The following is a 26416-nucleotide window of genomic DNA, read 5'->3' as shown; positions in this document are numbered from 1 at the left end:
GATGAGAGATCTATTGACGGTACTTTGTATTTGTTTTGGAGCATTTGGTTTTGCACAAACCGAAGAATTATCTAATGTACTTCGTTTTGATGAGTATTTGGGCTATGTGAAGAAATTTCATCCTATTGTAAAACAGGCCGAATTGGTCATTGATGAAAGTCAGGCGAAACTCATGAAATCTCGTGGAGCATTCGATCCAAGATTGGAGGTAGATTATGATCGAAAGAAATTCAAGAATACAGAATATTTTGATAGGCTAAATGGAATGTTTAAAATCCCGACATGGTTTGGTGTAGAGTTAAAGGCTACATTTGAAGAAAATACAGGCGACTTTCTAAACCCTCAAGCCTTTGTGCCCGAAGATGGACTTTACAGTGCTGGTGTTTCCGTACCGCTTGGTCAAGGTCTGTTGATTAATAATAGAATGGCAGCTTTAAAACAAGCTAAATTGTTTAGGGAGCAGGCTAAAGCAGATCGCGATATTTATGTCAATAAGATTTTGTACGAGGCCTCCTTGGTGTACTTTAAATGGTTGCAGGCTTATAATGAATTACAGTTGTTCGAAAACTTTTTGGTCAATGCCCAACAACGTTATCAAGGTGTTTTAAAGGGAGTGGAAGTTGGGGAAAATGCCGAAATCGATGCCACGGAAGCCAGAATTGCTGTAAATAATAGAAAGTTGGGTCTGGAACAGTCTAGAGTGAAGTTAATGAAAACAGCTTTAGAACTCTCAAATTTTTTATGGTTAGAGAATAATGTTCCTGTGGAGTTACAACCCAATGTTGTTCCAGATGTGGATACGGAGCCCATTGTAGATGCAACTTTTAATATCGACCAATTGCGAAGCGAAGAAACCATTATAGAGTCCCATCCCAAAATGGTATCTCTAGATTACAAATTACAAAGCCTAGAGGTTGATACGCGTTTAAAAGCCAACAAGTTGTTGCCAAGAATCGATGTTCAATATAATTTTATCACGGAAACTCCAGAGGTAGCTAGAACGCTCAATACTGCAGATTACAAAGGCGGATTTAATATCAGTTTTCCATTATTTTTAAGAAAGGAACGCGGAGATTTAAAACTGGCACGAATAAAACAGAACGACACAGAATTTGAAATCGATGCGACACGTATTAACCTTAAAAATAAGATTAATGCACTAAAGCAAGAATTGCAATCGTATGTTGTGCAAAATGAAATCACACAGCAAATGGTTTCCGATTACCAAAGAATGCTACAGGCAGAAGAACGTAAGTTCCAATTGGGAGAAAGCTCGTTGTTCTTGGTTAATTCTCGTGAGTCAAAATTAATTGATGGTCAATTAAAAGCCATTGAGATTCAGAATAAATTCTTTAGTACAAAGGCGAAATTATTTAATAGTTTGGCTGTGAATCCAGAGTTGTAGATTCTAGAATAAAGAGACTAGAAAAAAGAACAGAGATAGAAAAAGTAATCGAGATTTACCTTTTTCTATCATCTCTATTCTTTAATCTCTTATCTATATTTATATTTGTTTTATGAACGTACATTTTATCGCCATTGGTGGTGCAGCGATGCACAATTTAGCCATAGCACTTCACAATAAAGGTTATAAGGTCACAGGTAGTGATGACGAAATTTTTGACCCATCCAAATCACGGTTGGAGGCTAAAGGTTTATTGCCTGAAACTTTTGGTTGGTATCCTGAAAAAATAACGTCTGATTTAGACGCTATCGTATTAGGTATGCATGCCAAAGCCGATAATCCTGAATTGCTAAAAGCCCAGGAACTCGGTTTAAAAATCTACAGTTATCCTGAATTTTTATACGAACAAGCCAAACATAAAACCCGTGTGGTTATTGGTGGAAGTCATGGGAAAACGACTATTACCTCAATGATCTTGCACGTGATGCATTATCATGATAAAGATGTAGATTATATGGTTGGTGCGCAGTTGGAAGGTTTTGATGTCATGGTAAAACTTACTAAAGATAATGATTTTATGGTGTTGGAAGGTGATGAATATTTGAGTTCGCCAATTGACATGCGACCAAAATTTCATTTGTACAAACCTAATATTGCATTGCTGAGCGGCATTGCTTGGGACCATATCAATGTATTTCCAACGTATGAAAACTATGTGGAGCAGTTTAAGATTTTTGTAGATTCTATTGTCACTGGTGGAAGTATTAATTATAACGAAGAAGACGAAGAAGTAAAACGCGTAGTGGAAGCCTCTGAAAACCAAATCAGAAAGATTGCTTACCAAACTCCAGAATATACGGTTGAAAATGGTGAAACCCTTTTGGAAACTCCAGAAGGTCCAATGCCAATTGAAGTGTTTGGAGCACACAACCTGAACAACTTAGCTGGTGCCAAATGGATTTGCCAACACATGGGTATTGATGAAGATGATTTCTACGAAGCCATTTCTACCTTTAAAGGAGCAAGCAAACGTTTAGAAAAAATTGCTGAAACCTCAAAAAGTGTTGCCTATAAAGATTTTGCACATTCACCAAGTAAGGTAGAAGCCACAACCAAAGCCGTAAAAGAACAATATAGCGACAGAACTTTGGTCGCGTGTTTAGAATTACATACTTACAGTAGCTTAAACGCCGAATTTTTAAAAGAATACAAAGGTGCTTTAGATGCTGCAGATGTTGCTGTGGTGTTCTATTCTCCACACGCCGTAGAAATTAAAAAACTCGAAGAAGTCACCAAACAGCAAATTTCCAATGCTTTTGAACGTGATGATTTAATTATCTATACCAACCCAGAAGAATTTAAAGCCTTTTTGTTCTCTCAGAATTTTGATAATAAATCCTTGTTGTTGATGAGTTCTGGTAATTATGGTGGTTTGGATTTTGGTGAAGTGACGAAATTATTTTAATATTTTTATCATCCTGAATTGTCGCATTGAGCGCAGTCGAAGTGTTGTTTCGGGATCTCATTAGTAATTCTTATTAACTTGTGGATTAGTTTACGCTGAATCTTCGATTTCCGCATCGAGTGCTGAATGACGTATAAAGTTTGGTTTTAGGTGACGCAAGAATTTTCACTTAGGCAAATCACAAGCAGTTAATTATGCACGTTATTGGCAAACGTTTTTATTTTTCCATACAAGCATTATACATCATTAAATCAAATTCTATTCCTTCATCATCTATATCTCCAATTAATTTGAGAGGTTTTTTCTCATTTAAAGTTGGTTCCTCGGTTTTGTCAGAGAATAGAATTACCAATCTTCTGCGATTTCCTTTATAATAAATTTCAGTTAAGATATAGTTGTGTCCGCCATCCGACACTGTTCTTTGAACTTTATAATTTTCTACGATTAATTTCGTCATTGCATTCAATTACTTCGTAAAGACTGCATTTTTAAGTTTTCCATTTTTGAAGTCTAACTCGCAAATAAAGCAACCGAAATTCCAAAGTTTATTTCCTCGTCCTTTCATAAATTCCACGTAAGAGTCAGCAGTGATATTTGTTGGATGTTCAGCTGTCCAAATTAATTCGCCATTGCTGTTAAAAGCTTTACAGTTTCGAAACTGCCTGTCTCTTGGTGCGTTTTGGTCGAAATCATAAATCACAACAGCCAAATTGTCAATTTTCCGGACATCTTTTATTCGGTGATCCAATTCAAATTGTTTTCCGTCAATAAATAATGTTCTATTATTGAATTTTACTTTCTTCAATGTGTTTTCTTAATGTGTACTAACTTTATAATATGAAGCCATTTCAATGACTCACATCAGGCAACAACGAAGTTCGGTCAAATTATCAAGAAAGTCAAATTATAAAAAATTGAATATTAGTATTTAAATCCCTTCAGCAAACTCCAAAAACACGTCTTTATGTTTCTCCAAATCTAAATCTGGAGATAAGGAAACACGAGCTATATAATCCTTGTCACCTTCTTTGGTAGTGCCTTGTGTTGAGGTTGCTGGGATGGTCCAGTAACACCCTTTTAGTTGTCCGTAACTGACGCAGTATTTGCTTTCGTTAGGGATTTTGGTAATCATTAGGTTAATGAGCCTGAGGTTTAATGCGCGTTTATACTGTTCACGTTCTTCATCAGTGTTACCTTTGGTAGGTAAGTCCAACGAAAACACAGAAGGAGTAAAGCCTTGTGCGGCCAATTCCTCAGACACAAAATTGATTTTAGCTTCGGGTAATACCTCTTGAATATAGTTTACAAATGCTCTTGTGTTTTTGTAAGCGTCTGCAATACGCGTTAGCATGGATGGCATTTGTGCTGCTAGAATTTGGTATTGTAAAGCTGTAGCTTCGTTATCGCAAAGTTTGAGATGTGTGGCGATAGGCTGAATTAAGTGTTCTGCTTTTGCATTGGCAACGCAATAACCAGCAGTACACTTTCCACCACTCGGGAATTTTGAGCCACTCACATAAGCAATGGTTTTTACGCCAGACAATATACCGTCTTCACCTAAAAACTGCACGTTAGGACAAAAGGTCTGATCTAAAATAAATACTGGTGCAATCGCTGTCTCTCCATTTGGTGTTTGTCGTCCTTTGCTTAATGCTGCTTTTAAATTTTCTAAATCAGGAACTTCTACACGCGGATTGGTCGGGATTTCTGCAATGATGTATGGTACGGCATCTTCTTTTGCGAGTTGTGTTAATGCATTTTCTACGCTATTTACCATATCGTTGTCTCCATCTACAGGTAGATCTACAATGTCAACATTATCCAAACATGCAGCTACACGTCTGGCTTGGTCGTTGGTGCCACCATAACAGTTGGGCGGAACCACAAATTTTATGGCTTTACCAGGATATTGTTTTTGGGCATCGTCAATTAATCCCATCATTATGGTATACTGCACCGATAAACCGCTAGATGCTACCAAGGCGTCGCCAGAAGTTGCGTTGATATCATTGATTAAAGATTTTACTGTAGCCTTATGACTTTTAGTATCTAGGTTGTCAGTTGAAAAAGTGGTTTGTTCAGCATATGCTTTTAGTGCAACTAAACAATTGGCTGGTGTCATGGCAATGGTTTCACGGCGTCTTACATGTTGTATATCTGAAATGAAACTGGTTTTTGCTTGTCCTGAAATCAATAACACGCTACCTAAACCTTTATACAGATTTACGTAAAAATCGATGTTATCATTCTGAATATTCGATTCGATGTTTTGATGGTTAGAAATCAAAATTGTTGAACCATCAAAATGATCTACTTGGTTGATATCTTGAATTTTTTCAACTTCAAAATTATAATTGTACACCGATTTTAGAAGTTCTGCATTAAAAGCTTTTGGCAAGCTTTCGGTATATAGAATTCTTGTATTTCTGCTGGCTAACAAATTGGTACGTAAAACGGCTAACACAGGAATAGTTTCCGAAGAAAAACTAATCACATTTTCAGCATTTAAATTGTTGAGTTTGGCAAGAGTCCATTCTAATACGGAAGATAAGGGATGTCCTAGTCTTATATAATCGTATGCCGTTGGTAATTCGCTTAAAGCTTTGGTGCTGGTATTTTCTGCCGAATACAATTTTTCAAACTGTGTAACAAACTGTGTTTTCGCCAGTTTTTCGTTGTAAATATCCAAACGATGGGTCGTTAGGTTTAACCAATCGGCAGGTATGTTTACTATTATGTCTTGTATATAATTGAGGACTTTTTGATGTTGCATGAATTTTTTGTTACTAATGGGTTGTAAAGATACATTAGTTAACATTTTATCGTAAATCTTACAGGAAGTTTCGAGTATTTTATTTTAAATGCTTGTTGAAAAAAGCTATGGTTCTGTCCCAAGATAATTGTGCAGCTTCCTTATCGTATCTTGGTGTGGTGTTGTTATGAAATCCGTGATTGACACCAGGATAGATGTAAGCTTCGTACTCAATATTGTTTTCTTGAAGCACTTTTTCAAAGGCAGGCCAACCAGCATTAACTCTGGTATCTAGCTCGCCATATTGAAGTAGGAGTGGAGCTTTAATTTTTTTAGCATCTTCGGCTTCAGGCTGTCTGCCATAATAAGGTACTGCAGCTCCTAATTCTGGTAATCTTACAGCCATCATGTTAGAAATCCAACCTCCGAAGCAAAACCCAACGACACCAACATTGCCATTACAATCTTTGTGATTTTTAAGATAGTGGTACGCGGCAATAAAGTCTTCGAGCATTTCATTTCGGTCACGCTTTTTTTGCATGGTTCTGCCATCGTCGTCATTTCCTGGATAACCTCCCAAAGGGGAAAGTGCATCTGGTGCCAATGAGATAAAATTGGCTTTTGCTGTTCGCCTGCCCACATCTTCAACATAAGGGTTGAGTCCTCTGTTTTCGTGTACCACGACAACACCTGGTAATTTACCGTCTATATCCTTAGGTTTGGATAATAGGCCTTTTATTGTTCCGCCACCTTTAGGCGATACGTATTCAATAAATTTAGAATCTAATGTTGGGTCATCTGGTTTTACCAACAGGCTATTGACATAATCAGGTGACATAAAACTCAAAAGCGAAGTTACCGTAATACCACCTACAGCATAAAGCGATAGTTTTTCAACAAACTGGCGTCGGTTGAGTTTATTGTGTGCGTAATCGTCGTAAAGATCAAACACTTCTTGTTTGATGTCTTCTTTTTTGAGATCTTTCATGGTTATGGCTTTAGAAATTGTTCTCTAAAGTTACTGATTTTCAGAATACTTTATCTAAAAATGCTTTTACACTTTTTTGGTTTGCCCTCAACAATTCCTCTCGAGCTAATTTGGTGTCTTTTGGTTTTTTATCCTGTGATAGTTTAAATTTCCCTTCCCAATGGGTAATGGAAATTTCAAACATTTCAATATAGTTGAGGTTTTTATCTAATCTTGGGTTGTCTGGTTTGAGTATATACTTATGGTCTGGCGCTTCCAAAAATTCGGTCATTGTAATTAAGGATTGCTTTAAGGCTTCCTTACTTTCAATGGCCTTTACTTTTCCTTTTAAGTGGACTTTTATATAGTTCCAAGTGGGTAATTGGGTTGTGGAATAGACCGTAGGCGAGATATAACATTGTGGTCCGCCAAAGATGAGCGTCACATCATTATCGTCTTTGAGCAATTCTTTCTGTGGATTATAAATATCAATATGTCCTATAAGTTTTTCGTTATCATAAATTAACGGCAGATGCGTAATCAACGGTTGATTATCCTTAACTGAAATAACCGTAGCCAATGGATAGGTTTTAATAACCTCAATTATGTGATTGATGTCGTCGTCTTGGTGATGTTTAGGAGGATAATTCATATAATGACTAATGATTATTTAATAATGTTTAATGGAAAAATAATTCGTCATTCTTCAATTGAAAATAATCAATAACTAAACTCCAAATTGCTTTAAGTGATGATCTAAATGCTTATACTGCATTTGTCCCCATTGCTGAGCTGTAAAATAACCAAAGGCAGGATGTGGTTCCCACTCGGTTTTGTCTCTTTGGGAATAAGCTTCATCTAATAAAGCTTCGAGTTTTGTTTTTTCGGCATTGAAATCTTTTTGTTCTTGTGTTTTTAAAAACTTAGCCGTTGGCAATCCTTTTCGCCATGGTTTATCATTGTAAAGTGATTTTTTAAAGAATACTTTTGCGAGCCAGTTGGGTTTCATACCATAATGATCTTTACCAAGTATGATGTTAAAAGGACCTTGACAGTGCCAGGTCATTTGCCCGACATTCATTTTGCCCCATTTGGCTTGTGTGTTTTCATCGAGGTTTGAGATGCGTTCCTTAATTTCGTTATAAGTGTCTTCTTCAAAAATAGATTTCATTTTGATTGATTTTTAGTCGAATTATTTAGACGCTTAAATTTACAATTTTTTATCTTTAGCACATGTCAGAAAAACAGACGTCATTTTCCATTAAAAACTGGTCACAAGATGATCAACCAAGAGAAAAATTAAGAGATAAGGGTAAGGCTGTATTGAGCGATGCAGAATTGGTTGCCATTCTTATTGGTTCGGGAAGTCGGGAAGAAAGTGCTGTGGACTTGTGTAAGCGTATCTTGGCAAGTGTAGACCATAATCTTAATGCTTTAGGCAAACTTTCCATAAAACAGTTAATGCAATTTAAAGGCATAGGCGAAGCAAAGGCCATAACCATTGCCGCAGCTTTAGAACTGGGTAGACGAAGACGCATAGAAGACACGGTCAATGAAGATAAGATAGAATCTAGTCGTTCAGTTTTTGATATTATGCAACCTATGCTGGGAGAATTGCCTCATGAAGAGTTTTGGATTTTGTATCTCAACAATTCAAATAAAGTCATTCAGAAAAATCAATTGAGCAAAGGCGGTATTACTGGCACTTTGGTCGATGTACGCTTAGTGCTAAAGAATGCTCTAGAAGTAGGCGCTACGGCTTTAATCCTCTGTCATAACCATCCATCTGGAACCTTAAAACCAAGTAATGCCGATAGGGATATTACCCAAAAATTAAAAACGGCAGCCCAAAGTTTAGATATTAAAGTGCTAGATCACCTTATTGTTACAGAGAAAGCGTATTTTAGTTTCGCTGATGAAGGCATTCTTTAATTTTAAAACTGCAAACTGCTACTGAATACTGCAAACTGAAAAAATGCTATTAGTTTACACCCATAAAATTACGCCACGTTTAAAATATGTTTTCAAGCATATATGTAAGCGTATATTGGGTTTAGAAGTAAAATTTACATCCAAAGTAGAGGATTTTATTGCTCACGATAGCCTTAAGATGTCTTATGCCAAGCAACCTTTAAGCAATGAGTTGTTTGTAAGAAGTAACGAGTTGTTGTTTGAGCAAGGCCTGTCTGACATAGACATACAAGTGCATCAATGGGACAACACCAAGGGCTTTTTTGCAGCAAGTGAACGCAGTGATTTACCTTTCGATATTTTTGCGGCATCATTTTATTTGTTGAGTCGATATGAAGAATATTTGCCTCATGTAAAAGATGACTACGGACGATTTATGGCTAAAGAGAGTATAGCTCATAAACATCGATTTTTAAATCAGCCTGTTGTTGATATTTGGGCGTATAAACTGCAAACCGTTTTAAAAAGTCGTTTTCCTGATTTTGATTTTCCGAAACGAGATTATAAGCTTCAGCCCGTTATAGATGTGCCATCGGCTTACTATTTCAGAAAAAAAGGATTATTGCGCACTATTGGTGGAACCTTTTCTGATCTAGGAAGACTTAGATTAAGACAACTGTATCAGCGCTATTTGGTACTTATGGGTTTTAAGCGCGATCCTTATGATAGTTTTAAATGGATAATAAACAAGCAAAAGCAAAGTGACTTTAAGTTTATGGTGCTGTTTCTAATTGGAGATTATTCTACTTATGATAAAAATATCAGTATCAATAAAAAGGAATTTGTATCGCTCATAAAATCCGTTGCTGATTATTGCGATATAGGAATAAAAGCCTCATATTTTGCTCTAGAGGATATTTCAATCCTAAAGAAAGAAAAGCTTAAAATGGAAGCCATTATCAATACCGAATTAAAAGCGGTTAGGCATTCATTTTCTAAGCTCAACCTTCCGCAATCTTACAGAAATTTAATTGAGTTGGAAATCAATGAAGATTTTACGATGGGCTATATTGATACACTTGGTTTTAGAGCAGGAACTTGTACACCTTTTCAGTTTTACGACTTGGACTATGAGGTACAAACACCGTTAAAAATTAACCCATATCATTGTTTGGATTTTGCACTATTAAAGTACCAATCCCAGTTGGATAAACAAGAGCACTTGCAAAAATTGATTAACGAGGTGAAAGCTGTTAACGGTACTTTTACACCAGTATTTCATAATTATACCTTTAGTGGTTTTAATCAATGGGAAGGCTTTAGAGCACTTTTTAATTTAATACTAGAATCTGCCGAATGAAACGGAATATAAAACACGTTTTTTTTGATTTAGATCATACCCTTTGGGATTTTGATAAAAATTCTGGATTGACATTTCAGAAAATTTTTGAGTTAAATAATATTAATGCAAAGCTTGATGATTTTTTAGGAGTTTACGAGCCTATAAATCTAAAATATTGGAAGCTTTACAGAGAAGAGCGTGTGTCTAAAACAGATTTACGCTACGGAAGGTTAAAAGAAGCTTTTGATGCTTTAAGTATTAAGATTGAAGACAATGTGATCAATAATCTATCCGTCGCATACATAGATCACTTAACCACTTTTAATCATTTGTTTGAAGGCACTTTTGAAATCCTCGACTATCTCAAAGACAAATATGAATTGCATATAATAACCAATGGGTTTGAGGAAGCACAAGAACGAAAAATGAAGAGCTCTAACATTAGAGACTACTTTACAACTATTACCAATTCCGAAATGGTTGGGGTAAAAAAGCCTAATCCAAAAATTTTTAATTTTGCTATAGATATAGCAAATGCTAAGGTAGAAGAAAGTATAATGGTTGGCGATAGTTTAGAGGCCGATATAGAAGGTGCGGATAAGGTAGGGATGGACACCGTTCATTTTGATTATAAAAATGCTCATCGTCATCACTACAAAAGAATAATTCAATTAAAGGATTTAGTAAACCATTTATAACCTATATTATGTTGAGAAAAGCAGTATTTACAGTATCCATCACTTTAATGTGTTTGAGCGGGTTTGCACAAACGAGTATTAATGATTATAAATATATACTAGTGCCAAAACAGTTTGAGTTTTCTAAAAGCGCTGATGAATACCAATTAAGCTCACTCACTAATTTTTTGTTCAATAAATATGGTTATCAATCTTATCTCATTGACGAGGAGTTGCCCGAAGATTTAAAAAATGATAGATGTTTGGCATTAATGGTAGACGTGTCTAACGATAAAAGCGGAATTTTTAAAACAAAAATAGAAATCGCCTTAAAAGATTGTTTTGATAATGAGGTGATGGTCTCTAGAGTTGGGGAATCTAGATTAAAGAAGTTTGATAAAGCCTATAATGAAGCTTTAAGAGATGCTTTTGAGACTTTTAAGAATGTAAACTATAACTATAGCCCAAAATCTGAAGTCAATGCAACGACAGTAGAAAAACAAGAACCTCAGTCTAATGATGAAAAAGAATCGGAGGTGAAACAACCAGATGAAGTTGTTGAAACAATTAATGAAGCAGGAGGCAATGCCCAACTCTATTATGCCCAAGCTGTAAAAGACGGTTACCAATTAGTGGATTCCGAACCTAAAATTATTATGCTTTTAATTCATACAGGTGCAAAAGATGTGTTTATGGTAAAGAACAAGAATGCCATTGTCTATAAGGAAAATAACCAATGGGTTTATTACGAAAATACCAATGGGGACATCACCAAGTACACTATGAACATAAAATTTTAGAGATGAAAAAAATCCTCATATTATGTATCCTTATAACTTTTGCCTTTAAATCTGAAGCGCAAACAGATATAAACAATTATAAATACATCGTTATTCCACTTCAGTATGAGTTTCTAAAAGGCAAAGACACTTATAGATTAAACACAGTGACAAGAGTTCTGTTTAAGGGCGAAGGCTTTGATGTCTATTTTAACGAGGAGCAATTGCCAGAAGATTTGTTTAATGATAGATGCAAGGCATTGTATGCCGATGTAAAGGAGGTAAAAGGCGGATTTAGAAAAACCAAGTTAGAGATTATTCTAAAAGACTGCAATGGTAAACTTGTTCTAAAGAGTGATGTTGGGCAATCTGGAGAGAACAATCATGAGAAAAGGCATCGTGAAGCTTTAGCAGATGCATTTAAGTCTATTGAAAAGCTTAATTACAGCTATAAACCTAAGGAAAAGCAAGAACTTAATATTGAAGAAAAAGTAGCCGTAAAAAATGTGGAAGAGAAGGTTGATGCCGTAACGGTTTTGGAGATTGAAGACTTAAAAAGAGAAAAAGAGATTGAAAAGGAAAAACCTGTTGTTAAAGTTGAAACTAAAAAAGAAACAGAGAAAACACCCACTACTAAAGATACTAATAGATTAATTGCAAAAAGTATTCCTCAAGGATTTCAAATTTTAAATGCCGAATCTAAAATTGTTATGACCTTGTTGAAAACAGCAGCAGAGGATGTCTATATCGTCAAAGGAGAAGATGCTATAGTTTTTAAGAGTGTTATAAAATGGATGTATTCGGCAAATGATGGAACTTCAAAAGTTTCAAAAGAGTTGGATATTAAATTCTAAACACCTCTAATAACCGTACTTATCTTTCCAAAGCGCCTTTAAATAATTGCGTTGTGCCTGCTCTCGAGCATTATTACCTGGATTATAAAGTGTCGTATTTTTAATTTCATCTGGTAAAAACTCGTGATCAGCAAAGTTATTCTCGTAACTGTGGGCATATTTGTACTGGTCACCATAACCCAGTTCTTTCATTAATTTTGTTGGAGCATTTCTTATGGATAAAGGAACTGACAAATCACCAGTCTCTTTAACTAGTTGCTGCGCTTTTTTAATGGCTTCGTAAGCTGCATTACTTTTAGGAGAACTTGCTAAATAGGTGGCGCATTGGCTCAAAATAATCCGAGATTCAGGATTGCCAATTACAGAAACCGCCTGAAACGTATTGTTTGCAATGACCAATGCCGTAGGGTTGGCATTGCCAATATCTTCACTGGCCAAAATAAGTAAGCGCCTAGCAATGAACTTTACGTCCTCACCACCTTCAATCATTCGTGCTAAATAATATACAGCTGCATTAGGATCACTACCACGGATGGATTTTATAAATGCTGAAATGATATCGTAATGTTGTTCACCAGTTTTGTCATATCGAGCAGCCTTGCTCTGCACTTGTTTCATCACCAGATCATTGGTAATAACAATTGGTTCGTCTTCAAATGAGGTTACTAAAAGCTCAAAGATGTTCAATAGTTTTCTGGCATCACCTCCAGAAAATCGTAACAACGCCTCAGATTCCTTTAGTTCGATATTTAATTTAGAAATGATTTCATCCTCTTTCATGGCGCGTTGCAACAAGGCTTCTAGATCCTCTTTACTGAATGCGTTTAAAGTATAAACCTGACATCTTGAAAGTAATGCCGAAATCACTTCAAAACTTGGATTTTCGGTTGTGGCACCTATTAAAGTCACCCAGCCTTTTTCGACAGCTTCCAATAGTGAATCTTGTTGCGATTTACTGAATCTATGGATTTCATCAATAAACAAAATAGGGTTTTTTGCAGTAAACAACCCGCCACTTTTTTTGGCTTTGTCAATAACATCCCTAATGTCCTTAACTCCTGAATTTATAGCGCTCAATTTAAAAAAAGGACGTTCAGACTCATTGGCAATAACATTAGCCAATGTGGTTTTGCCTATACCAGGAGGTCCCCAAAGAATAAGGGAAGGAATGACTCCACTTTTTATTTGTTGATAGAGCATACCTTCTTTCCCTACTAGGTGTTGTTGGCTTAAGTAGTCTTCGAGAGTTTTTGGTCGTAGCCTTTCAGCTAAAGGAATATTCATAATTCAAAATTACAAAATGAGAACTGAAAGAAAGTGTTCGTGACAATATTTCATAAAATTCTACTTTGGTTGTAAATTTGAAGCTCCATAACCAAAAGTGTAGTATGTCTTCACAGCAACAATTTAGATACTCTAATAGTATCATCATCTACCCATTATTAATGGTATTACTAATATGGATAGTGTTTTGGTACCAGGTAAGTGTTGATTATGGTATAAAATCTTTTGGCATAAGACCACAAAAGCTCGAAGGGCTTATAGGGATTTTTACTAGCCCTTTTTTGCATGGAGATATCGATCACCTTTATAATAATTCCATTCCGCTTTTGGTGCTTTCATTGGCGCTGTTCTATTTCTATAATAAAATTGCATGGAAAGTTATTCTTTATGGTATTTTATTATCTGGATTTTTAACTTGGATAATTGGAAGTTCGGGTAACCACATTGGAGCAAGTGGATTAATTTATGTATTGGTTAGCTTTATATTTTTTAAAGGAATATTTGCTAAACATTATAGGCTAATAGCTTTGTCTCTAATGGTTATATTTTTATACGGAAGCATGATTTGGTACGTGTTTCCTATAAAAGAAGGTATGTCTTGGGAAGGGCACTTAGGAGGCCTGATTACTGGTCTGCTGTTTGCCGTAATATTTAGAAAAGAAATTGCAAAACCAGAGCGTTACAAATGGGAACAACCAGACTACAACGAAGAGGATGATCCTTTTATGCGACATTTTGATGAAGATGGAAACTTTATTGAAACTCTACCTGAAGATGAAATTGAGGGTGATCCAGAACTTGAAAATGAAAGCGCCACAACGATTAGATATATTTTTAAAAAGAAGGTTGAAGATTAGAATTGTCCGCTAAGAACGCTGCCTAACCGCTTCATATAAAAAAGCACCACAAGCCACAGAAACATTCAGTGATTCTATTTCACCTAGAATCGGAAGCTTTGCCTGATTATCTACAATTTTTAAAACCGAAGGATTAATACCTCTGCCCTCAGAACCCATTATAATTGCACATGGTTCTTTAAAAGAAACATCGTATAAAAAGTCCTCGGCTTTTTCCGTTGCAGCGATGACTTTAATACCAGAGGACTGCATATGAAATACGGCATCTTTAATATGGTCGACCTTACAAATAGGAATTTTAAAAATCGCTCCTGCGCTTGTTTTTATAGTGTCTCCGTTAATAGGAGCTCCACCTTTCTTCTGAATAATAATTCCTGAAACACCAGTACATTCAGCAGTACGTACAATGGCTCCAAAATTACGGACATCGCTCAGTTGATCCAATAATAGAAACAAAGGTGTTTTTCCAGATTCAATAACATTGAGCACCAAGTCGTCGATATCGTGAAATTCAATAGGAGAAATTTGAGCAACAGCACCTTGGTGATTTCCGCGAGTTAGCCTGTTTAATTTCTCAATGGGTACGTAAGATGAATTAATGCCTTCAGACCTTAACAAATACTCTAGTTCTTGAAAAAGTTCGCTACGTACACCTTTCTGAACAAATACCTTGTCAATGGTTTCTCCAGATTTAATAGCTTCAATGATAGCGCGTATTCCAAATATGGTAGTCTCTTTTTCCATTATTTAAGAAGTAAAATAGTTTATTATAATCAATGCGTAATTAAAATGATTAACCCTTAATCACTTTTTTACTCACCATATTTGTGTCTGAATAAATTTTCAGAAAATATACACCATCTGAATTATTAGATAGGTCAATAGTTTTAGATGTTGTTTCACCTATCTTACTTCCCATCATATTATATATTTCAACTCTATCAATAACAGTTGTGGAGTTGATTTGAATTCTATCTTTCGTAGGGTTAGGGTATAAACTTACTATTGAATTTTCGAATTCAGAGACACTCAAATTATTGCAAGGAGTTAAATCTGGATTTGCTTCTAGAGGATCGCCAGGTGTTAAATCTCGACCTATAAATGCAGGATAATCAGGGCTGAACTTTGTAGCTCTAAATGAAAAATTATTTGGTGGAGATGGTTCTCCTTGTTCATAAACGGTACCGTCTGCATTACTAATTGGCGAAATATATTCCCAAACCACATTTTCGTTAGAATCTATTTCAAAGAAATGAGCCTCTCTACCTTCGCATATTAAAATGTTGCCATTTGGTAACTGTCTGGCACTACTTACAATCGCAGAGTAAAAATCTGAGGGTTCTGTCGGTGGTGTACCAGGAAATGTATAGAATGTATCAGTTGGTCCATAGGCAGTATCTGCAACATAAGTGTAATTTCCATTAATATCTACAGGTGGTTCGATAATATCAACTTGCGAATATTCTGGCGTTCTCTGAAACCCATTATTGAATATCATCAGTTTCCCTTCGTTTGGAAGGCCAGTCGGGATATAATACGGAGTGTGTTGTCCGTAGAGTTTTCTGTCCATTTCCGTACCTTGTCCATAAGCCTGAGGATTTCCCCATCGATACAATATATCACCAGCAGGTCCTGCGGCTTCAGAAGTTGTAGTATTATGGTCAATAACCCAAACTTCACTCATTCGTCTTGAGCTGATTACAATCTGATCAAACTCTTCATAATATTGTATGGCATTAAAATGCAACCAGTTATTTATAGGGTCAAATCCATTTAAAAAGTTGATGTCTATTTTACCTGGGTTATCTTCAACAATACCGAAGTTGTCTTTTGAGGCATCAATATTCTGTATAACGTGGTCCATAACATTCCATTCCCAAACAATATTCCCTCCAGTCGCTCCGATAGGTTCTACTTCGTAAATACGCTCATTATACAATTGGTTGTCTGTGAGTAAATTTGGATCTCTACCTGCTTGTATAGCATCAGCGCCGTCAACCACAGTAGCGGCTAAAATGAGAACGTTTCCATTAGGTAAGGGAAATACATCATGGTGCGCTCTAGAGGTGTCAGAACTATCCGTCCATGTCCAAATGACGTTTCCATCCCAATCAAACATTTCTATTACACCTCCTGCACCGCCAAGTGCTACTGGGTCAGGACTCTGCACTAATCTTCCCGCTCTAAGTAAATTGCCGTTGGGCATTAAATAAACAGCATTACCAGGAACGTAAGAACTAGACCATGAGTTTATTTCGCGACCACAGTTATCTATTAAATAGGCTTTGGTATGTGTTGAGAATAGTGTATATCCTTCATAGGCATCTTCCGTTATTAAAATTGTACCCATTGTATTTTGCCCAAAACTTAAATTTAAGGCAAGTAAGATAATAAGATGAAAAAGTAATTTTTTTATCATTCGATTTTCCTTTTTTGTAGCGCCTCAAATTTATTAGAATATTTCGTATTAATCAAAATGTGGCCGTTAAACTTACGTGTACCTTAGAATCTGATAATCTAAACTGTCTGTTTTCAGATTTTCCGCTTGAATAGTTTAATCGAAATAAACCAGCATTTGTTAGTAAACCCAGTCCAAAACCAAAACCAAAAAGCTTTTCTTTAGTGTCAGTTATTTGGTTTTCAAAATAAGCAGCATCCAGTACGGAGTGTACATATATGCTATTACTTAATCGGTATCGATATTCCGTATTTATAACTCCGTATAGATTTGCTACTAAACTATTCTCTTCAAAACCACGAATGGAATTAATACCTCCAAAGCGAAACAGCTCATTGTCTAAATAATCATCCGAGTTTAAAATCGCACCATTAAACCTAGTGTATACACTATTTTTAGGATTAAGGTTAAAAATTTTATAAGTATCTAAATTGAAAACAGTTTGACTTTGATTACCCATATCATTCTCGCGGTCACCAAAACCATATGATAGATCGAACCAAAAATTTATAGGAAATAAAGGGTCATAAAACTGAGGTTCTGTAAAGTTATAGTTTAAGGTGTAATAATTGCTTTTGTAATCATTTAATATAGAAGTATCATTATCTAAGAGGTTAGTGGAGTTGGTTGAGGTGATTCCTGCACCAATTCTATGCCGTGCATTTATTTGATAGTTGATTTTAGCATATTGTTTAGCGTTGGAAAACGTAGTGTCTTTTCTAAAAATGTTCAATCCAACCTGCAACCCAACTGGTGAGCCAAATAGATAAGGTAAATCAGAATCTACTCTAAATGTTTGTTGATCAATCTCATCACTTTTATAAAATAAGTTAAGGGTTTCACCAAAGTTTAAATTATTAATGAGTCTTAAATCTAGATAACCATCAAACTCAATTTTATTTGTGTTTTCGTTGGTGCCAAAACCTAGGTAGCCATCAAAATTATTGGTTTGCTTTTTTTCTACATATAAATAGAGTGTTGTTGAATCTTGAGTAAAAAGAACTTCTGGGTCTTTAATTTTATTAGCAAAGCGTAAATCTTCTAAGAGTTCGACTTTGTTTTTGATTTCGTTGAGATTGAAAGTTTTCCCAGTTCTTAGTTTCATAAATCGCTTTATATATGATTGTGGAAATTTCTCATACCCTTTAACAATGATCTTGTCTATTCGTCTTTTTTGGTTGTTGACAATTTTTAACTGCGCTGAAATTAAATCTGGATTGAGTTTATAGATATTAATTAATTGAAGTGTTGAAAACGGATCGCCTTGTTCTGCGATTTTTGAATTTAACTGGTTTAGGGAACTTTCGAGCTCTGTAATATCTAGTTCAAAATAGTTCTCATCTTTAGTATGATTAATAAAGTTTAATAACTCAGCATTAAAATTTGAATCGTAAACTATTCTTATTCTATTGATTTTGTTTCCCAAAAAAAGACTGGCTTTAAATAGAGTATCATTTTGTTTTATAATACTATCAATGGTGGTATCTACAAAGCCCAATCTTGTTAGTCTGTATTTTAGGCTGTTTAGTTCTGATTCAATACCATTATAATTATCAAAAGAAGTTGAATACCCAATTGAATCGATAATGGCTGTTTTGTTTTTGTCTTCACCACTCACATCGAGGTTCAAGGTCTGGGCATTGAACTGAAGTGCATAAACCAATGCTAAAGCCGCAAAAATTGAACGATGAATGTTTAACATTTTAGATTTGTCTAGGTCTTTTTTTTCTTAGGAATGATAACGTAAAAATAGACCATATTATATATGTGTAAAATGAATAGTGATATTTCTTTGAAAAATAAATTCTCAAGTGTTTGAATTATAAATATATATTTCTACCTTTGCAGCCCTCAAAAGTGAGGGTTCAATAAATTATTATATAGAAATATATGCCAACAATTTCACAATTAGTACGAAAAGGAAGAGCCAAAATAACCAAGAAGAGTAAATCGGCTGCTTTAGATTCGTGTCCTCAAAGACGTGGTGTATGTACTCGTGTTTATACAACGACACCTAAAAAACCAAACTCAGCAATGCGTAAGGTGGCAAGGGTTCGTTTAACAAACGGAAACGAAGTAAATGCATACATCGGTGGAGAAGGTCACAATCTACAAGAGCACTCGATAGTATTGGTTAGAGGTGGAAGGGTAAAAGATTTACCAGGAGTTAGATATCACATCGTTCGTGGTGCATTAGATACAGCAGGTGTTGCTGGTCGCACACAACGTAGATCTAAGTATGGTGCAAAACGCCCTAAGAAGTAATTTAAAACTTTAAGAAGAAGACATGAGAAAAAGAGCAGCAAAAAAGAGACCGCTTTTACCAGACCCAAGATTCAACGATCAGTTAGTGACGCGTTTTGTTAACATGATGATGTGGGACGGTAAAAAGTCTGTAGCTTTTAAAGTATTCTACGATGCAATTGATATTGTTGAGGAGAAAAAGAATGACGACGAAAAAACAGCTTTAGAGATTTGGAAAGAAGCTTTATCTAATGTGATGCCTCACGTAGAAGTACGTAGCCGTCGTGTTGGTGGTGCAACATTCCAAATTCCAATGCAGATTCGTCCAGATCGTAAAGTTTCTACTGCGATGAAGTGGTTAATTAGCTACGCACGTAAAAGAAACGAAAAATCTATGGCACAACGTTTAGCTTCAGAAGTATTAGCTGCTGCTAAAGAAGAAGGTGCGGCCGTTAAGAAAAGAGTAGATACTCACAAAATGGCTGAAGCAAATAAAGCATTCTCACACTTTAGATTTTAATTAGAATGGCACAAAGAGATTTAAAATATACAAGAAATATAGGTATTGCCGCACATATTGATGCTGGTAAAACTACAACTACAGAGCGTATCCTTTATTATACAGGTGTATCTCACAAAATTGGTGAAGTACATGATGGAGCGGCTACTATGGACTGGATGGAGCAAGAGCAAGAAAGAGGTATTACAATTACTTCTGCTGCTACAACTTGTACATGGAAGTTCCCTATGGAAAATGCACAACCATTACCTGAAACTAAGGATTACCACTTTAACATTATCGATACTCCTGGTCACGTTGATTTTACCGTTGAGGTAAACAGATCATTACGTGTATTAGATGGTTTAGTATTCTTATTTAGTGCGGTTGATGGTGTTGAGCCACAATCTGAAACTAACTGGAGACTTGCTGACAATTATAAAGTGCCTCGTATTGGTTTCGTAAACAAAATGGACCGTCAAGGATCTAACTTTATGGCAGTTTGCCAGCAGGTTAAGGACATGTTAGGGTCTAATGCTGTACCAATTGTAATGAACATTGGTGACGAAATCGATTTTAAAGGTATTGTGGACTTGGTGAAGAACCGTGCTATTGTTTGGCATGATGAAACACAAGGAGCAACGTTTGATGTTATCGATATTCCTGAAGAATTAAAAGCAGAAGCTGCAGAATTAAGAGGTAAACTTATTGAAGAAGTTGCAGCTTATGATGAGAATCTGTTAGAAAAATATATGGAGGATGAAGATTCTATTACTGAAGACGAGGTGCACGCTGCACTTAGAGCTGCAGTAATGGACATGTCTATCATTCCAATGATTTGTGGTTCTGCATTTAAAAACAAAGGTGTACAGTTCTTATTAGATGCTGTATGTCGTTACTTGCCTTCTCCAGTAGATAAGGAAGGTATTGTTGGTGTAAACCCAGATACTGAAAAAGAAGAAATTCGTAGGCCAGATGTAAAGGAGCCGTTTGCTGCTTTAGCATTTAAGATTGCTACAGATCCTTTCGTAGGACGTTTAGCGTTCTTTAGAGCTTACTCTGGTCGTTTGGATGCAGGTTCTTATATTTTGAACAACCGTTCAGGTAAAAAAGAGCGTATCTCTCGTATCTATCAAATGCATTCAAATAAGCAAAATGCTATCGATTTTATCGAAGCTGGAGATATTGGAGCTGCAGTAGGATTTAAAGACATTAAGACTGGTGATACCATGTCTGATGAAAAACATCCTATCGTTTTAGAATCTATGGACTTCCCAGATCCAGTAATTGGTATTGCGGTTGAGCCTAAGACTAAAGCAGATGTTGATAAGTTAGGTATGGCTTTAGGTAAGCTTGCTGAAGAGGATCCAACATTTACAGTAAGAACCGATGAAGCTTCAGGTCAGACAATTATTTCTGGTATGGGTGAGCTTCACTTGGATATTATTGTAGATCGTTTAAGACGTGAGTTCAAAGTTGAGGTTAACCAAGGTCAGCCACAAGTTGAGTATAAAGAAGCTATTACTAGAGTTGCACAACATAGAGAGGTGTACAAGAAGCAATCTGGTGGTCGTGGTAAATTCGCAGATATCGTATTTACACTTGAGCCAGCTGAAGAAGGTAAAGTAGGTTTAGAATTCGTTTCTGAAATTAAAGGTGGTAACGTTCCTAAAGAATTTATCCCTTCAATTGAAAAAGGATTTAAGCAAGCTATGGTAAATGGTCCGTTAGCGGGTTATGAAGTAGATGCTATGAAAGTTACGTTGACTGATGGTTCTTATCACGATGTGGATTCTGATCAATTATCATTCGAATTAGCTGCTAAGTTAGGATTTAAGAATGCTGCAAAAGCTGCTAAGGCTGTAATTATGGAGCCAATTATGAAATTGGAAGTAATTACACCAGAAGAAAACATGGGTGATATCGTTGGTGATTTAAATAGAAGAAGAGGACAAGTAAGTGATATGGGTGATAGAGCTGGTGCAAAAACCGTAAAAGCTACTGTTCCATTATCTGAAATGTTTGGTTATGTTACTACGTTGAGAACACTGTCTTCAGGTAGAGCAACATCAACAATGGAATTCTCTCACTATGCTGAGACACCATCTAATATATCGGAAGAAGTAATCAAAGCAGCAAAAGGCGTAGAAGCTTAAAACTAAAAGAAAATGAGTCAGAAAATTAGAATAAAATTAAAGTCTTACGATCATAATTTAGTTGACAAGTCTGCTGATAAGATTGTAAAAACAGTAAAAAACACAGGTGCAGTAGTAACGGGACCAATTCCTTTACCAACACACAAGAAAATTTTCACTGTGTTACGTTCACCACACGTTAATAAGAAGTCTAGAGAACAATTTCAATTAAGCTCTTACAAGAGATTATTAGATATTTACTCTTCTTCTTCTAAGACAATTGATGCTTTAATGAAGCTTGAATTACCAAGTGGAGTTGAAGTAGAGATTAAGGTGTAATTATAAAACTTCGGTCGCTTAGCGATGTCGAAGTGAACATGTCCGGAGCTGCGAGCGAAGGAAAAACGGTAAAAAAATACAATTCAAGGCTGAAACGTATTTTTCAGCCTTGAAATATTTAAATAAGTAAATTAATAATTGATTGAAGATAAATCGAGAAATCGTGAATCAACAATCGTAAATCGTAAATTAAAATGTCTGGGTTAATTGGAAAAAAAATCGGTATGACCAGCATCTTCGACGAAAATGGAAAGAACATTCCATGTACAGTAATCGAAGCTGGACCATGTATCGTTACCCAAGTCAGAACTGAAGAAGTGGATGGTTATAATGCACTTCAATTAGGTTTCGATGACGCGACAGAAAAAAGCGCTACAAAAGCAGCTCAAGGGCATGCTAAGAAAGCGGGTACTTCTGTTAAACGCAAAGTCGTAGAATTTAATGGTTTTGATGAGGAGTACAAATTAGGTGATGCTATCACTGTAGAGCAGTTTATCGAAGGTGAGTTTGTGGATGTTTCCGGAACTTCAAAAGGTAAAGGTTTTCAAGGTGTAGTAAAACGTCACGGATTCGGTGGTGTAGGTCAAGCAACGCATGGTCAGCACAACCGTTTAAGAGCTCCAGGTTCTATTGGTGCAGCTTCATATCCTGCGAGAGTATTCAAAGGAATGAAGATGGCCGGAAGAATGGGTGGTGAAACAGTTAAAGTTCAAAATTTAAGAGTTTATAAGGTAGTTCCAGAAAAGAACTTACTTGTTGTTAAGGGATGTGTTCCTGGTCACAAAAACTCTTATGTAATTATTGAGAAGTAATGAAGGTAGCAGTTTTAGATATAAACGGAAAAGATACGGGAAGAAAAGCTGAGCTTTCTAAAGACGTATTCGCTATAGAGCCTAATAACCACGCTGTCTATTTAGATGTTAAGCAATACTTAGCAAATCAAAGACAAGGTACGCATAAGGCTAAAGAAAGAGCAGAAATTACTGGAAGTACGCGTAAGATCAAAAAACAAAAAGGAACTGGTACAGCTCGTGCAGGTTCTATAAAGTCTGGTCTGTTTAAAGGCGGAGGTCGTATGTTTGGTCCAAGACCAAGAAATTATGGTTTTAAGCTTAATAAAAACGTAAAGCGACTAGCACGTAAATCTGCATTAAGCATCAAGGCAAATGATAAGTCAATAGTAGTATTAGAAGATTTTAACTTCGATGCTCCAAAGACTAAAAATTTCGTGGATGTATTGAAAGCATTAGAGATAGACAACAAAAAATCTCTATTTGTGTTGGGTGACTCAAATAATAACGTATATTTGTCGTCGCGCAATTTGAAAGGCTCTGAAGTTATAACTAGCTCAGAATTAAGTACTTATAAAATAATGAACGCTAATAAAGTTGTTGTTTTAGAAGGTGCGTTAGAAGGAATTGAATCGAATTTAAGTAAATAAAACACAGATGAGTATCTTAATTAAACCTATCATCACAGAAAAAGCAACCATGCAAAGCGAGGTGCTTAACGCTTATGCGTTTGAAGTGAATACAAAGGCGAACAAGGTAGAAATCAAAAAAGCGGTAGAAGCTGCTTATGGTGTTTCTGTTGAAAAAGTTCGTACGATAAATGTCCGTCCAGATAGAAGGACTCGTTTTACAAAAACGGGTATTCAACATGGTAAAACAAATGCTGTTAAAAAGGCAATTGTACAACTGGCGGAAGGTGAGACAATAGATTTATATGCTAATATGTAATTAGACTTATGTCAGTAAGAAAATTAAAACCGATCACATCAGCTCAGCGATTTAGAGTAGTAAATGGATTTGACGCCATCACTACTGATAAGCCGGAGAAAAGCTTGCTTGCTCCGAAAAAGAGATCTGGTGGTAGAAACAGTCAAGGAAAAATGACCATGCGCTACAAAGGTGGTGGTCATAAGAAGAAGTATCGTATTATTGATTTTAAACGTAACAAAACTGGAATTCCAGGTGAGGTTAAATCAATAGAGTACGATCCAAACAGAACAGCATTTATTGCTTTGTTAAACTATCAAGATGGTGAGAAAAGATACATCATCGCACAGAATGGTTTAAAAGTAGGACAGAATGTTGTGTCTGGTGAAAGTGGTGTTGCTCCAGAAATTGGAAACGCAATGCCATTAAGTGAAATACCTCTAGGTACTATTATTTCTTGTATAGAGTTACGTCCAGGTAAAGGTGCTGTTATGGCACGTAGTGCTGGTGCTTTTGCTCAGTTAATGGCAAGAGATGGTAAGTTTGCTACGATTAAATTACCATCTGGTGAAACTAGAATGGTATTAGCAACGTGTATGGCTACAATAGGTGTTATTTCTAACTCAGATCATCAATTGTTAGTATCTGGTAAAGCAGGTAGAAGCAGATGGTTAGGAAGACGTCCACGTACAAGACCAGTAGTAATGAATCCAGTGGATCACCCAATGGGTGGTGGTGAAGGTAAGTCTTCAGGTGGGCACCCAAGATCTAGAAACGGTATTCCTGCTAAGGGTTATAGAACGCGTTCTAGAACGAAAGCGAGTAACAAGTATATTGTAGAACGTAGAAAGAAATAATTAAGATAGTATGGCACGTTCATTAAAAAAAGGACCTTATATCCACTATAAATTAGAAAAGAAAGTTGCAGAAAATGTAGCTTCAAACAAAAAGACGGTAATTAAGACTTGGTCTAGAGCATCAATGATTTCTCCAGATTTCGTTGGTCAGACAATTGCAGTTCACAATGGTCGTCAATTTGTTCCGGTTTATGTTACTGAGAATATGGTAGGTCACAAATTAGGAGAATTTTCACCAACAAGATCTTTTAGAGGTCATGCAGGTGCTAAGAATAAAGGTAAAAAATAAGAATCATGGGAAGTCGTAAAAAACAAATGGCGGAAGCTATTAAGGCTGAAAAGAAGCAGATTGCTTTTGCTAAGCTAAATAACTGTCCTACATCTCCAAGAAAAATGCGCTTAGTTGCGGATTTAGTAAGAGGTGAAAAGGCTGAGAAAGCTCTTCAGATTCTTAGATTTAGCCCAAAAGAAGCGTCTCGTCGTTTAGAGAAATTGGTTATGTCTGCAATTGCAAACTGGCAAGCTAAAAACGAAGATGCTGATGTTGAGGAAGCTAATCTATTTATCAAAGAGATTAGAGTAGATGGTGGATCTATGTTAAAGAGATTACGCCCTGCACCTCAAGGTAGAGCACATAGAATTAGAAAGCGTTCTAATCACGTAACAGTGGTTGTAGATGCATTAAATAAAACACAAAGCTAAGATAGAGATATGGGACAAAAGACAAATCCAATCGGAAATCGCTTAGGTATTATCAGAGGATGGGAATCTAACTGGTATGGCGGAAATGATTATGGAGATAAACTTGCTGAGGACGATAAAATCCGTAAGTATATCCATGCTCGTTTATCTAAAGCTAGTGTGAGTAGAGTAATTATTGAGCGTACGCTTAAACTTGTAACCGTTACTATCACTACTGCTAGACCTGGTATTATTATCGGTAAAGGTGGTCAAGAGGTAGATAAGTTAAAAGAAGAGCTTAAAAAGATTACTGGTAAAGAGGTTCAATTGAACATCTTTGAAATTAAAAGACCTGAACTAGATGCACATTTAGTAGCGGCAAGTGTTGCTCGTCAAATTGAAAGTCGAATCTCATACAGACGTGCAATAAAAATGGCTATCGCTGCAGCAATGCGTATGAATGCTGAAGGAATCAAAATTCAAATTAGTGGTCGTTTAAACGGTGCTGAAATGGCACGTTCTGAGCACTATAAAGAAGGACGTATTCCGTTATCTACATTTAGAGCTGATATTGATTATGCTCTTGTTGAAGCACATACTACTTATGGTAGATTAGGTGTAAAAGTGTGGATTATGAAAGGTGAAGTATATGGAAAAAGAGAACTTTCTCCATTAGTAGGTCTTTCTAAGCAAAAAGGAAAAGGTGGACGTGGTGGAAACAAGAACCAACGTCGTAGAAAGTAATTTTTTAAAGAAAAGAAAAAATGTTACAGCCTAAAAGAACAAAATTTCGTAAGCAGCAAAAAGGTCGTATGAAAGGCAATGCTGGAAGAGGCCATAGATTATCAAATGGTACTTTTGGTATTAAATCATTAGACTCGTCTTTTGTAACTGCTCGTCAAATAGAAGCTGCACGTATTGCCGCAACTCGTTACATGAAGAGGGAAGGTTCTATCTGGATTATGATTTTTCCAGACAAACCGATTACAAAGAAACCTCTTGAAGTACGTATGGGTAAAGGTAAAGGTGCCGTAGAATATTGGGCAGCCGTTGTAAAGCCAGGACGTGTATTATTTGAAGTAAGTGGTGTGCCAATTGAAACAGCGCAAGAAGCGTTACGTTTGGCAGCTCAAAAACTTCCAGTAAGAACTAAGTTTGTCATAGCTAGAGATTACGAAGCTTAATAAAATAA

30 protein-coding genes are annotated in these 26416 nt (G+C 36.0%); 20 read left to right on the top strand and 10 right to left on the bottom strand.

The genetic code is table 11. The features are described from left to right. Nucleotide 1: 1 nt before the first annotated feature. Both SIB89_RS06075 and SIB89_RS06070 read left to right on the top strand, forming a co-directional pair. Nucleotides 2–1405 (top strand): TolC family protein, encoded by a 1404-nt coding sequence (locus SIB89_RS06075; protein WP_412561537.1) that lies wholly within the window; start codon nucleotides 2–4, stop codon nucleotides 1403–1405. 112 nt (nucleotides 1406–1517) lie between these two features. Further along, the gene (locus SIB89_RS06070) at nucleotides 1518–2870 is read left to right on the top strand and encodes a UDP-N-acetylmuramate--L-alanine ligase (protein ID WP_412561536.1); all 1353 of its coding nucleotides are present in this window, start codon (nucleotides 1518–1520) and stop codon (nucleotides 2868–2870) included. Nucleotides 2871–3087: 217 nt separating this feature from the next. Here the strand turns inward: SIB89_RS06070 and SIB89_RS06065 are convergent, their stop codons facing one another. The 6 genes from SIB89_RS06065 to SIB89_RS06040 all read right to left on the bottom strand — a co-directional run bounded on the left by SIB89_RS06065 (nucleotide 3088) and on the right by SIB89_RS06040 (nucleotide 7760). After that, on the bottom strand, nucleotides 3088–3327 hold the full coding sequence (locus SIB89_RS06065) for a hypothetical protein (RefSeq protein ID WP_412561535.1): 240 nt from the start codon (nucleotides 3325–3327) through the stop codon (nucleotides 3088–3090). Nucleotides 3328–3336: 9 nt separating this feature from the next. Continuing rightward, entirely contained in the window at nucleotides 3337–3675 is a 339-nt protein-coding gene (locus SIB89_RS06060; protein WP_412561534.1) for a hypothetical protein, read from the bottom strand. A gap of 123 nt (nucleotides 3676–3798) precedes the next feature. Continuing rightward, the gene (locus SIB89_RS06055; protein WP_412561533.1) at nucleotides 3799–5643 is read right to left on the bottom strand and encodes a cystathionine beta-synthase; all 1845 of its coding nucleotides are present in this window, start codon (nucleotides 5641–5643) and stop codon (nucleotides 3799–3801) included. 79 nt (nucleotides 5644–5722) lie between these two features. Next, nucleotides 5723–6610: a dienelactone hydrolase family protein gene (locus tag SIB89_RS06050; protein ID WP_412561532.1), complete on the bottom strand. Its 888-nt coding sequence runs from the start codon at nucleotides 6608–6610 to the stop codon at nucleotides 5723–5725. Nucleotides 6611–6650: 40 nt separating this feature from the next. Further along, a complete protein-coding gene (locus tag SIB89_RS06045; protein ID WP_412561531.1) occupies nucleotides 6651–7241 on the bottom strand; it encodes an FMN-binding negative transcriptional regulator in 591 nt (196 codons plus the stop codon). Between the two features lie 75 nt (nucleotides 7242–7316). Next, nucleotides 7317–7760: a DUF1569 domain-containing protein gene (locus tag SIB89_RS06040; RefSeq protein WP_412561530.1), complete on the bottom strand. Its 444-nt coding sequence runs from the start codon at nucleotides 7758–7760 to the stop codon at nucleotides 7317–7319. A gap of 62 nt (nucleotides 7761–7822) precedes the next feature. On the opposite strand from SIB89_RS06040, the gene radC reads away from it, so the two are divergent. The 5 genes from radC to SIB89_RS06015 are packed head-to-tail and all read left to right on the top strand — an operon-like array spanning nucleotide 7823 to nucleotide 12152. After that, the gene (radC, locus tag SIB89_RS06035; RefSeq protein ID WP_412561529.1) at nucleotides 7823–8521 is read left to right on the top strand and encodes a RadC family protein; all 699 of its coding nucleotides are present in this window, start codon (nucleotides 7823–7825) and stop codon (nucleotides 8519–8521) included. A gap of 43 nt (nucleotides 8522–8564) precedes the next feature. Beyond that, nucleotides 8565–9860, top strand: a complete 1296-nt coding sequence (locus tag SIB89_RS06030) for a polysaccharide deacetylase family protein (RefSeq protein ID WP_412561528.1) — start codon at nucleotides 8565–8567, stop codon at nucleotides 9858–9860. Next, nucleotides 9857–10540: a YjjG family noncanonical pyrimidine nucleotidase gene (locus SIB89_RS06025; RefSeq protein ID WP_412561527.1), complete on the top strand. Its 684-nt coding sequence runs from the start codon at nucleotides 9857–9859 to the stop codon at nucleotides 10538–10540. The genes SIB89_RS06030 and SIB89_RS06025 overlap by 4 nt, the downstream gene beginning before the upstream one ends. Nucleotides 10541–10548: 8 nt before the next feature. Then, entirely contained in the window at nucleotides 10549–11319 is a 771-nt protein-coding gene (locus tag SIB89_RS06020) for a hypothetical protein (protein ID WP_412561526.1), read from the top strand. A gap of 2 nt (nucleotides 11320–11321) precedes the next feature. Next, nucleotides 11322–12152: a hypothetical protein gene (locus SIB89_RS06015; protein ID WP_412561525.1), complete on the top strand. Its 831-nt coding sequence runs from the start codon at nucleotides 11322–11324 to the stop codon at nucleotides 12150–12152. 6 nt (nucleotides 12153–12158) lie between these two features. On the opposite strand, the gene SIB89_RS06010 is transcribed toward SIB89_RS06015, so the two are convergent. Further along, nucleotides 12159–13436: a replication-associated recombination protein A gene (locus SIB89_RS06010; protein WP_412561524.1), complete on the bottom strand. Its 1278-nt coding sequence runs from the start codon at nucleotides 13434–13436 to the stop codon at nucleotides 12159–12161. Nucleotides 13437–13540: 104 nt separating this feature from the next. On the opposite strand from SIB89_RS06010, the gene SIB89_RS06005 reads away from it, so the two are divergent. Further along, nucleotides 13541–14293 carry a rhomboid family intramembrane serine protease gene (locus SIB89_RS06005; RefSeq protein WP_412561523.1) on the top strand — a complete coding sequence of 251 codons (753 nt, stop codon included), beginning with the start codon at nucleotides 13541–13543 and terminating at the stop codon, nucleotides 14291–14293. Nucleotides 14294–14302: 9 nt separating this feature from the next. On the opposite strand, the gene rlmB is transcribed toward SIB89_RS06005, so the two are convergent. From rlmB to SIB89_RS05990, 3 genes are read right to left on the bottom strand one after another with little or no spacing between them, the layout of a single operon-like run. Continuing rightward, nucleotides 14303–15037 (bottom strand): 23S rRNA (guanosine(2251)-2'-O)-methyltransferase RlmB, encoded by a 735-nt coding sequence (gene rlmB / locus SIB89_RS06000; protein WP_155089975.1) that lies wholly within the window; start codon nucleotides 15035–15037, stop codon nucleotides 14303–14305. A 49-nt stretch (nucleotides 15038–15086) separates the two neighbouring features. After that, nucleotides 15087–16712, bottom strand: coding sequence for an aryl-sulfate sulfotransferase (locus SIB89_RS05995; protein WP_412561522.1), 1626 nt, complete (start codon nucleotides 16710–16712; stop codon nucleotides 15087–15089). Between the two features lie 52 nt (nucleotides 16713–16764). Continuing rightward, complete coding sequence (locus tag SIB89_RS05990; protein WP_412561521.1) at nucleotides 16765–18453, bottom strand: POTRA domain-containing protein; 1689 nt, start codon at nucleotides 18451–18453, stop codon at nucleotides 16765–16767. 188 nt (nucleotides 18454–18641) lie between these two features. Between SIB89_RS05990 and rpsL the strand changes: the two genes are divergently transcribed. The 12 genes from rpsL (at nucleotide 18642) to rplP (ending at nucleotide 26408) form a co-directional block, all read left to right on the top strand. Further along, entirely contained in the window at nucleotides 18642–19016 is a 375-nt protein-coding gene (rpsL, locus tag SIB89_RS05985) for a 30S ribosomal protein S12 (protein WP_008269190.1), read from the top strand. A gap of 22 nt (nucleotides 19017–19038) precedes the next feature. Continuing rightward, the gene (rpsG, locus tag SIB89_RS05980) at nucleotides 19039–19515 is read left to right on the top strand and encodes a 30S ribosomal protein S7 (RefSeq protein WP_155089972.1); all 477 of its coding nucleotides are present in this window, start codon (nucleotides 19039–19041) and stop codon (nucleotides 19513–19515) included. Between the two features lie 5 nt (nucleotides 19516–19520). After that, a complete protein-coding gene (gene fusA, locus SIB89_RS05975) occupies nucleotides 19521–21650 on the top strand; it encodes an elongation factor G (protein ID WP_155089971.1) in 2130 nt (709 codons plus the stop codon). 12 nt (nucleotides 21651–21662) lie between these two features. After that, nucleotides 21663–21968 carry a 30S ribosomal protein S10 gene (gene rpsJ, locus SIB89_RS05970; RefSeq protein ID WP_155089970.1) on the top strand — a complete coding sequence of 102 codons (306 nt, stop codon included), beginning with the start codon at nucleotides 21663–21665 and terminating at the stop codon, nucleotides 21966–21968. A gap of 194 nt (nucleotides 21969–22162) precedes the next feature. Beyond that, nucleotides 22163–22780 carry a 50S ribosomal protein L3 gene (gene rplC, locus SIB89_RS05965; RefSeq protein WP_155089969.1) on the top strand — a complete coding sequence of 206 codons (618 nt, stop codon included), beginning with the start codon at nucleotides 22163–22165 and terminating at the stop codon, nucleotides 22778–22780. Then, the gene (gene rplD, locus SIB89_RS05960; protein WP_155089968.1) at nucleotides 22780–23409 is read left to right on the top strand and encodes a 50S ribosomal protein L4; all 630 of its coding nucleotides are present in this window, start codon (nucleotides 22780–22782) and stop codon (nucleotides 23407–23409) included. Before rplC ends, rplD begins: the two co-directional genes overlap by 1 nt. A gap of 7 nt (nucleotides 23410–23416) precedes the next feature. Further along, nucleotides 23417–23707 (top strand): 50S ribosomal protein L23, encoded by a 291-nt coding sequence (gene rplW, locus SIB89_RS05955; RefSeq protein WP_162306983.1) that lies wholly within the window; start codon nucleotides 23417–23419, stop codon nucleotides 23705–23707. An 8-nt stretch (nucleotides 23708–23715) separates the two neighbouring features. After that, nucleotides 23716–24543 (top strand): 50S ribosomal protein L2, encoded by an 828-nt coding sequence (gene rplB / locus SIB89_RS05950; RefSeq protein ID WP_155089967.1) that lies wholly within the window; start codon nucleotides 23716–23718, stop codon nucleotides 24541–24543. Nucleotides 24544–24553: 10 nt separating this feature from the next. After that, complete coding sequence (rpsS, locus tag SIB89_RS05945; RefSeq protein ID WP_008269180.1) at nucleotides 24554–24832, top strand: 30S ribosomal protein S19; 279 nt, start codon at nucleotides 24554–24556, stop codon at nucleotides 24830–24832. A 5-nt stretch (nucleotides 24833–24837) separates the two neighbouring features. Continuing rightward, nucleotides 24838–25245, top strand: a complete 408-nt coding sequence (gene rplV / locus SIB89_RS05940; protein WP_155089966.1) for a 50S ribosomal protein L22 — start codon at nucleotides 24838–24840, stop codon at nucleotides 25243–25245. A gap of 9 nt (nucleotides 25246–25254) precedes the next feature. Further along, the gene (gene rpsC / locus SIB89_RS05935) at nucleotides 25255–25968 is read left to right on the top strand and encodes a 30S ribosomal protein S3 (protein ID WP_155089965.1); all 714 of its coding nucleotides are present in this window, start codon (nucleotides 25255–25257) and stop codon (nucleotides 25966–25968) included. Between the two features lie 20 nt (nucleotides 25969–25988). After that, nucleotides 25989–26408 carry a 50S ribosomal protein L16 gene (gene rplP, locus SIB89_RS05930; protein WP_155089964.1) on the top strand — a complete coding sequence of 140 codons (420 nt, stop codon included), beginning with the start codon at nucleotides 25989–25991 and terminating at the stop codon, nucleotides 26406–26408. Nucleotides 26409–26416 lie beyond the last annotated feature (8 nt).

It is taken from the genome of Winogradskyella sp. MIT101101 (assembly GCF_047126865.1).
GTDB lineage: Bacteria > Bacteroidota > Bacteroidia > Flavobacteriales > Flavobacteriaceae > Winogradskyella > Winogradskyella ouciana.
This window is presented reverse-complemented; position numbering and strand designations above follow the sequence as displayed.

Bases quoted from the DNA above. Each gene is read 5' to 3' on its own strand.
- radC (WP_412561529.1), top strand. From the start codon at position 7,823: ATGTCAGAAAAACAGACGTCATTTTCCATTAAAAACTGGTCACAAGAT.
- rpsL (WP_008269190.1), top strand. From the start codon at position 18,642: ATGCCAACAATTTCACAATTAGTACGAAAAGGAAGAGCCAAAATAACC.
- SIB89_RS05995 (WP_412561522.1), bottom strand. From the start codon at position 16,712: ATGATAAAAAAATTACTTTTTCATCTTATTATCTTACTTGCCTTAAAT.
- SIB89_RS06015 (WP_412561525.1), top strand. From the start codon at position 11,322: ATGAAAAAAATCCTCATATTATGTATCCTTATAACTTTTGCCTTTAAA.
- SIB89_RS06050 (WP_412561532.1), bottom strand. From the start codon at position 6,610: ATGAAAGATCTCAAAAAAGAAGACATCAAACAAGAAGTGTTTGATCTT.
- SIB89_RS06020 (WP_412561526.1), top strand. From the start codon at position 10,549: ATGTTGAGAAAAGCAGTATTTACAGTATCCATCACTTTAATGTGTTTG.
- rplB (WP_155089967.1), top strand. From the start codon at position 23,716: ATGTCAGTAAGAAAATTAAAACCGATCACATCAGCTCAGCGATTTAGA.
- SIB89_RS06070 (WP_412561536.1), top strand. From the start codon at position 1,518: ATGAACGTACATTTTATCGCCATTGGTGGTGCAGCGATGCACAATTTA.
- SIB89_RS06065 (WP_412561535.1), bottom strand. From the start codon at position 3,327: ATGACGAAATTAATCGTAGAAAATTATAAAGTTCAAAGAACAGTGTCG.
- rpsJ (WP_155089970.1), top strand. From the start codon at position 21,663: ATGAGTCAGAAAATTAGAATAAAATTAAAGTCTTACGATCATAATTTA.
- fusA (WP_155089971.1), top strand. From the start codon at position 19,521: ATGGCACAAAGAGATTTAAAATATACAAGAAATATAGGTATTGCCGCA.
- SIB89_RS06030 (WP_412561528.1), top strand. From the start codon at position 8,565: ATGCTATTAGTTTACACCCATAAAATTACGCCACGTTTAAAATATGTT.
- rplV (WP_155089966.1), top strand. From the start codon at position 24,838: ATGGGAAGTCGTAAAAAACAAATGGCGGAAGCTATTAAGGCTGAAAAG.
- SIB89_RS06005 (WP_412561523.1), top strand. From the start codon at position 13,541: ATGTCTTCACAGCAACAATTTAGATACTCTAATAGTATCATCATCTAC.
- rpsC (WP_155089965.1), top strand. From the start codon at position 25,255: ATGGGACAAAAGACAAATCCAATCGGAAATCGCTTAGGTATTATCAGA.
- rpsS (WP_008269180.1), top strand. From the start codon at position 24,554: ATGGCACGTTCATTAAAAAAAGGACCTTATATCCACTATAAATTAGAA.
- SIB89_RS05990 (WP_412561521.1), bottom strand. From the start codon at position 18,453: ATGTTAAACATTCATCGTTCAATTTTTGCGGCTTTAGCATTGGTTTAT.
- rplW (WP_162306983.1), top strand. From the start codon at position 23,417: ATGAGTATCTTAATTAAACCTATCATCACAGAAAAAGCAACCATGCAA.
- SIB89_RS06075 (WP_412561537.1), top strand. From the start codon at position 2: ATGAGAGATCTATTGACGGTACTTTGTATTTGTTTTGGAGCATTTGGT.
- rplP (WP_155089964.1), top strand. From the start codon at position 25,989: ATGTTACAGCCTAAAAGAACAAAATTTCGTAAGCAGCAAAAAGGTCGT.
- SIB89_RS06045 (WP_412561531.1), bottom strand. From the start codon at position 7,241: ATGAATTATCCTCCTAAACATCACCAAGACGACGACATCAATCACATA.
- rpsG (WP_155089972.1), top strand. From the start codon at position 19,039: ATGAGAAAAAGAGCAGCAAAAAAGAGACCGCTTTTACCAGACCCAAGA.
- SIB89_RS06040 (WP_412561530.1), bottom strand. From the start codon at position 7,760: ATGAAATCTATTTTTGAAGAAGACACTTATAACGAAATTAAGGAACGC.
- SIB89_RS06010 (WP_412561524.1), bottom strand. From the start codon at position 13,436: ATGAATATTCCTTTAGCTGAAAGGCTACGACCAAAAACTCTCGAAGAC.
- SIB89_RS06055 (WP_412561533.1), bottom strand. From the start codon at position 5,643: ATGCAACATCAAAAAGTCCTCAATTATATACAAGACATAATAGTAAAC.
- rplD (WP_155089968.1), top strand. From the start codon at position 22,780: ATGAAGGTAGCAGTTTTAGATATAAACGGAAAAGATACGGGAAGAAAA.
- rplC (WP_155089969.1), top strand. From the start codon at position 22,163: ATGTCTGGGTTAATTGGAAAAAAAATCGGTATGACCAGCATCTTCGAC.
- SIB89_RS06025 (WP_412561527.1), top strand. From the start codon at position 9,857: ATGAAACGGAATATAAAACACGTTTTTTTTGATTTAGATCATACCCTT.
- rlmB (WP_155089975.1), bottom strand. From the start codon at position 15,037: ATGGAAAAAGAGACTACCATATTTGGAATACGCGCTATCATTGAAGCT.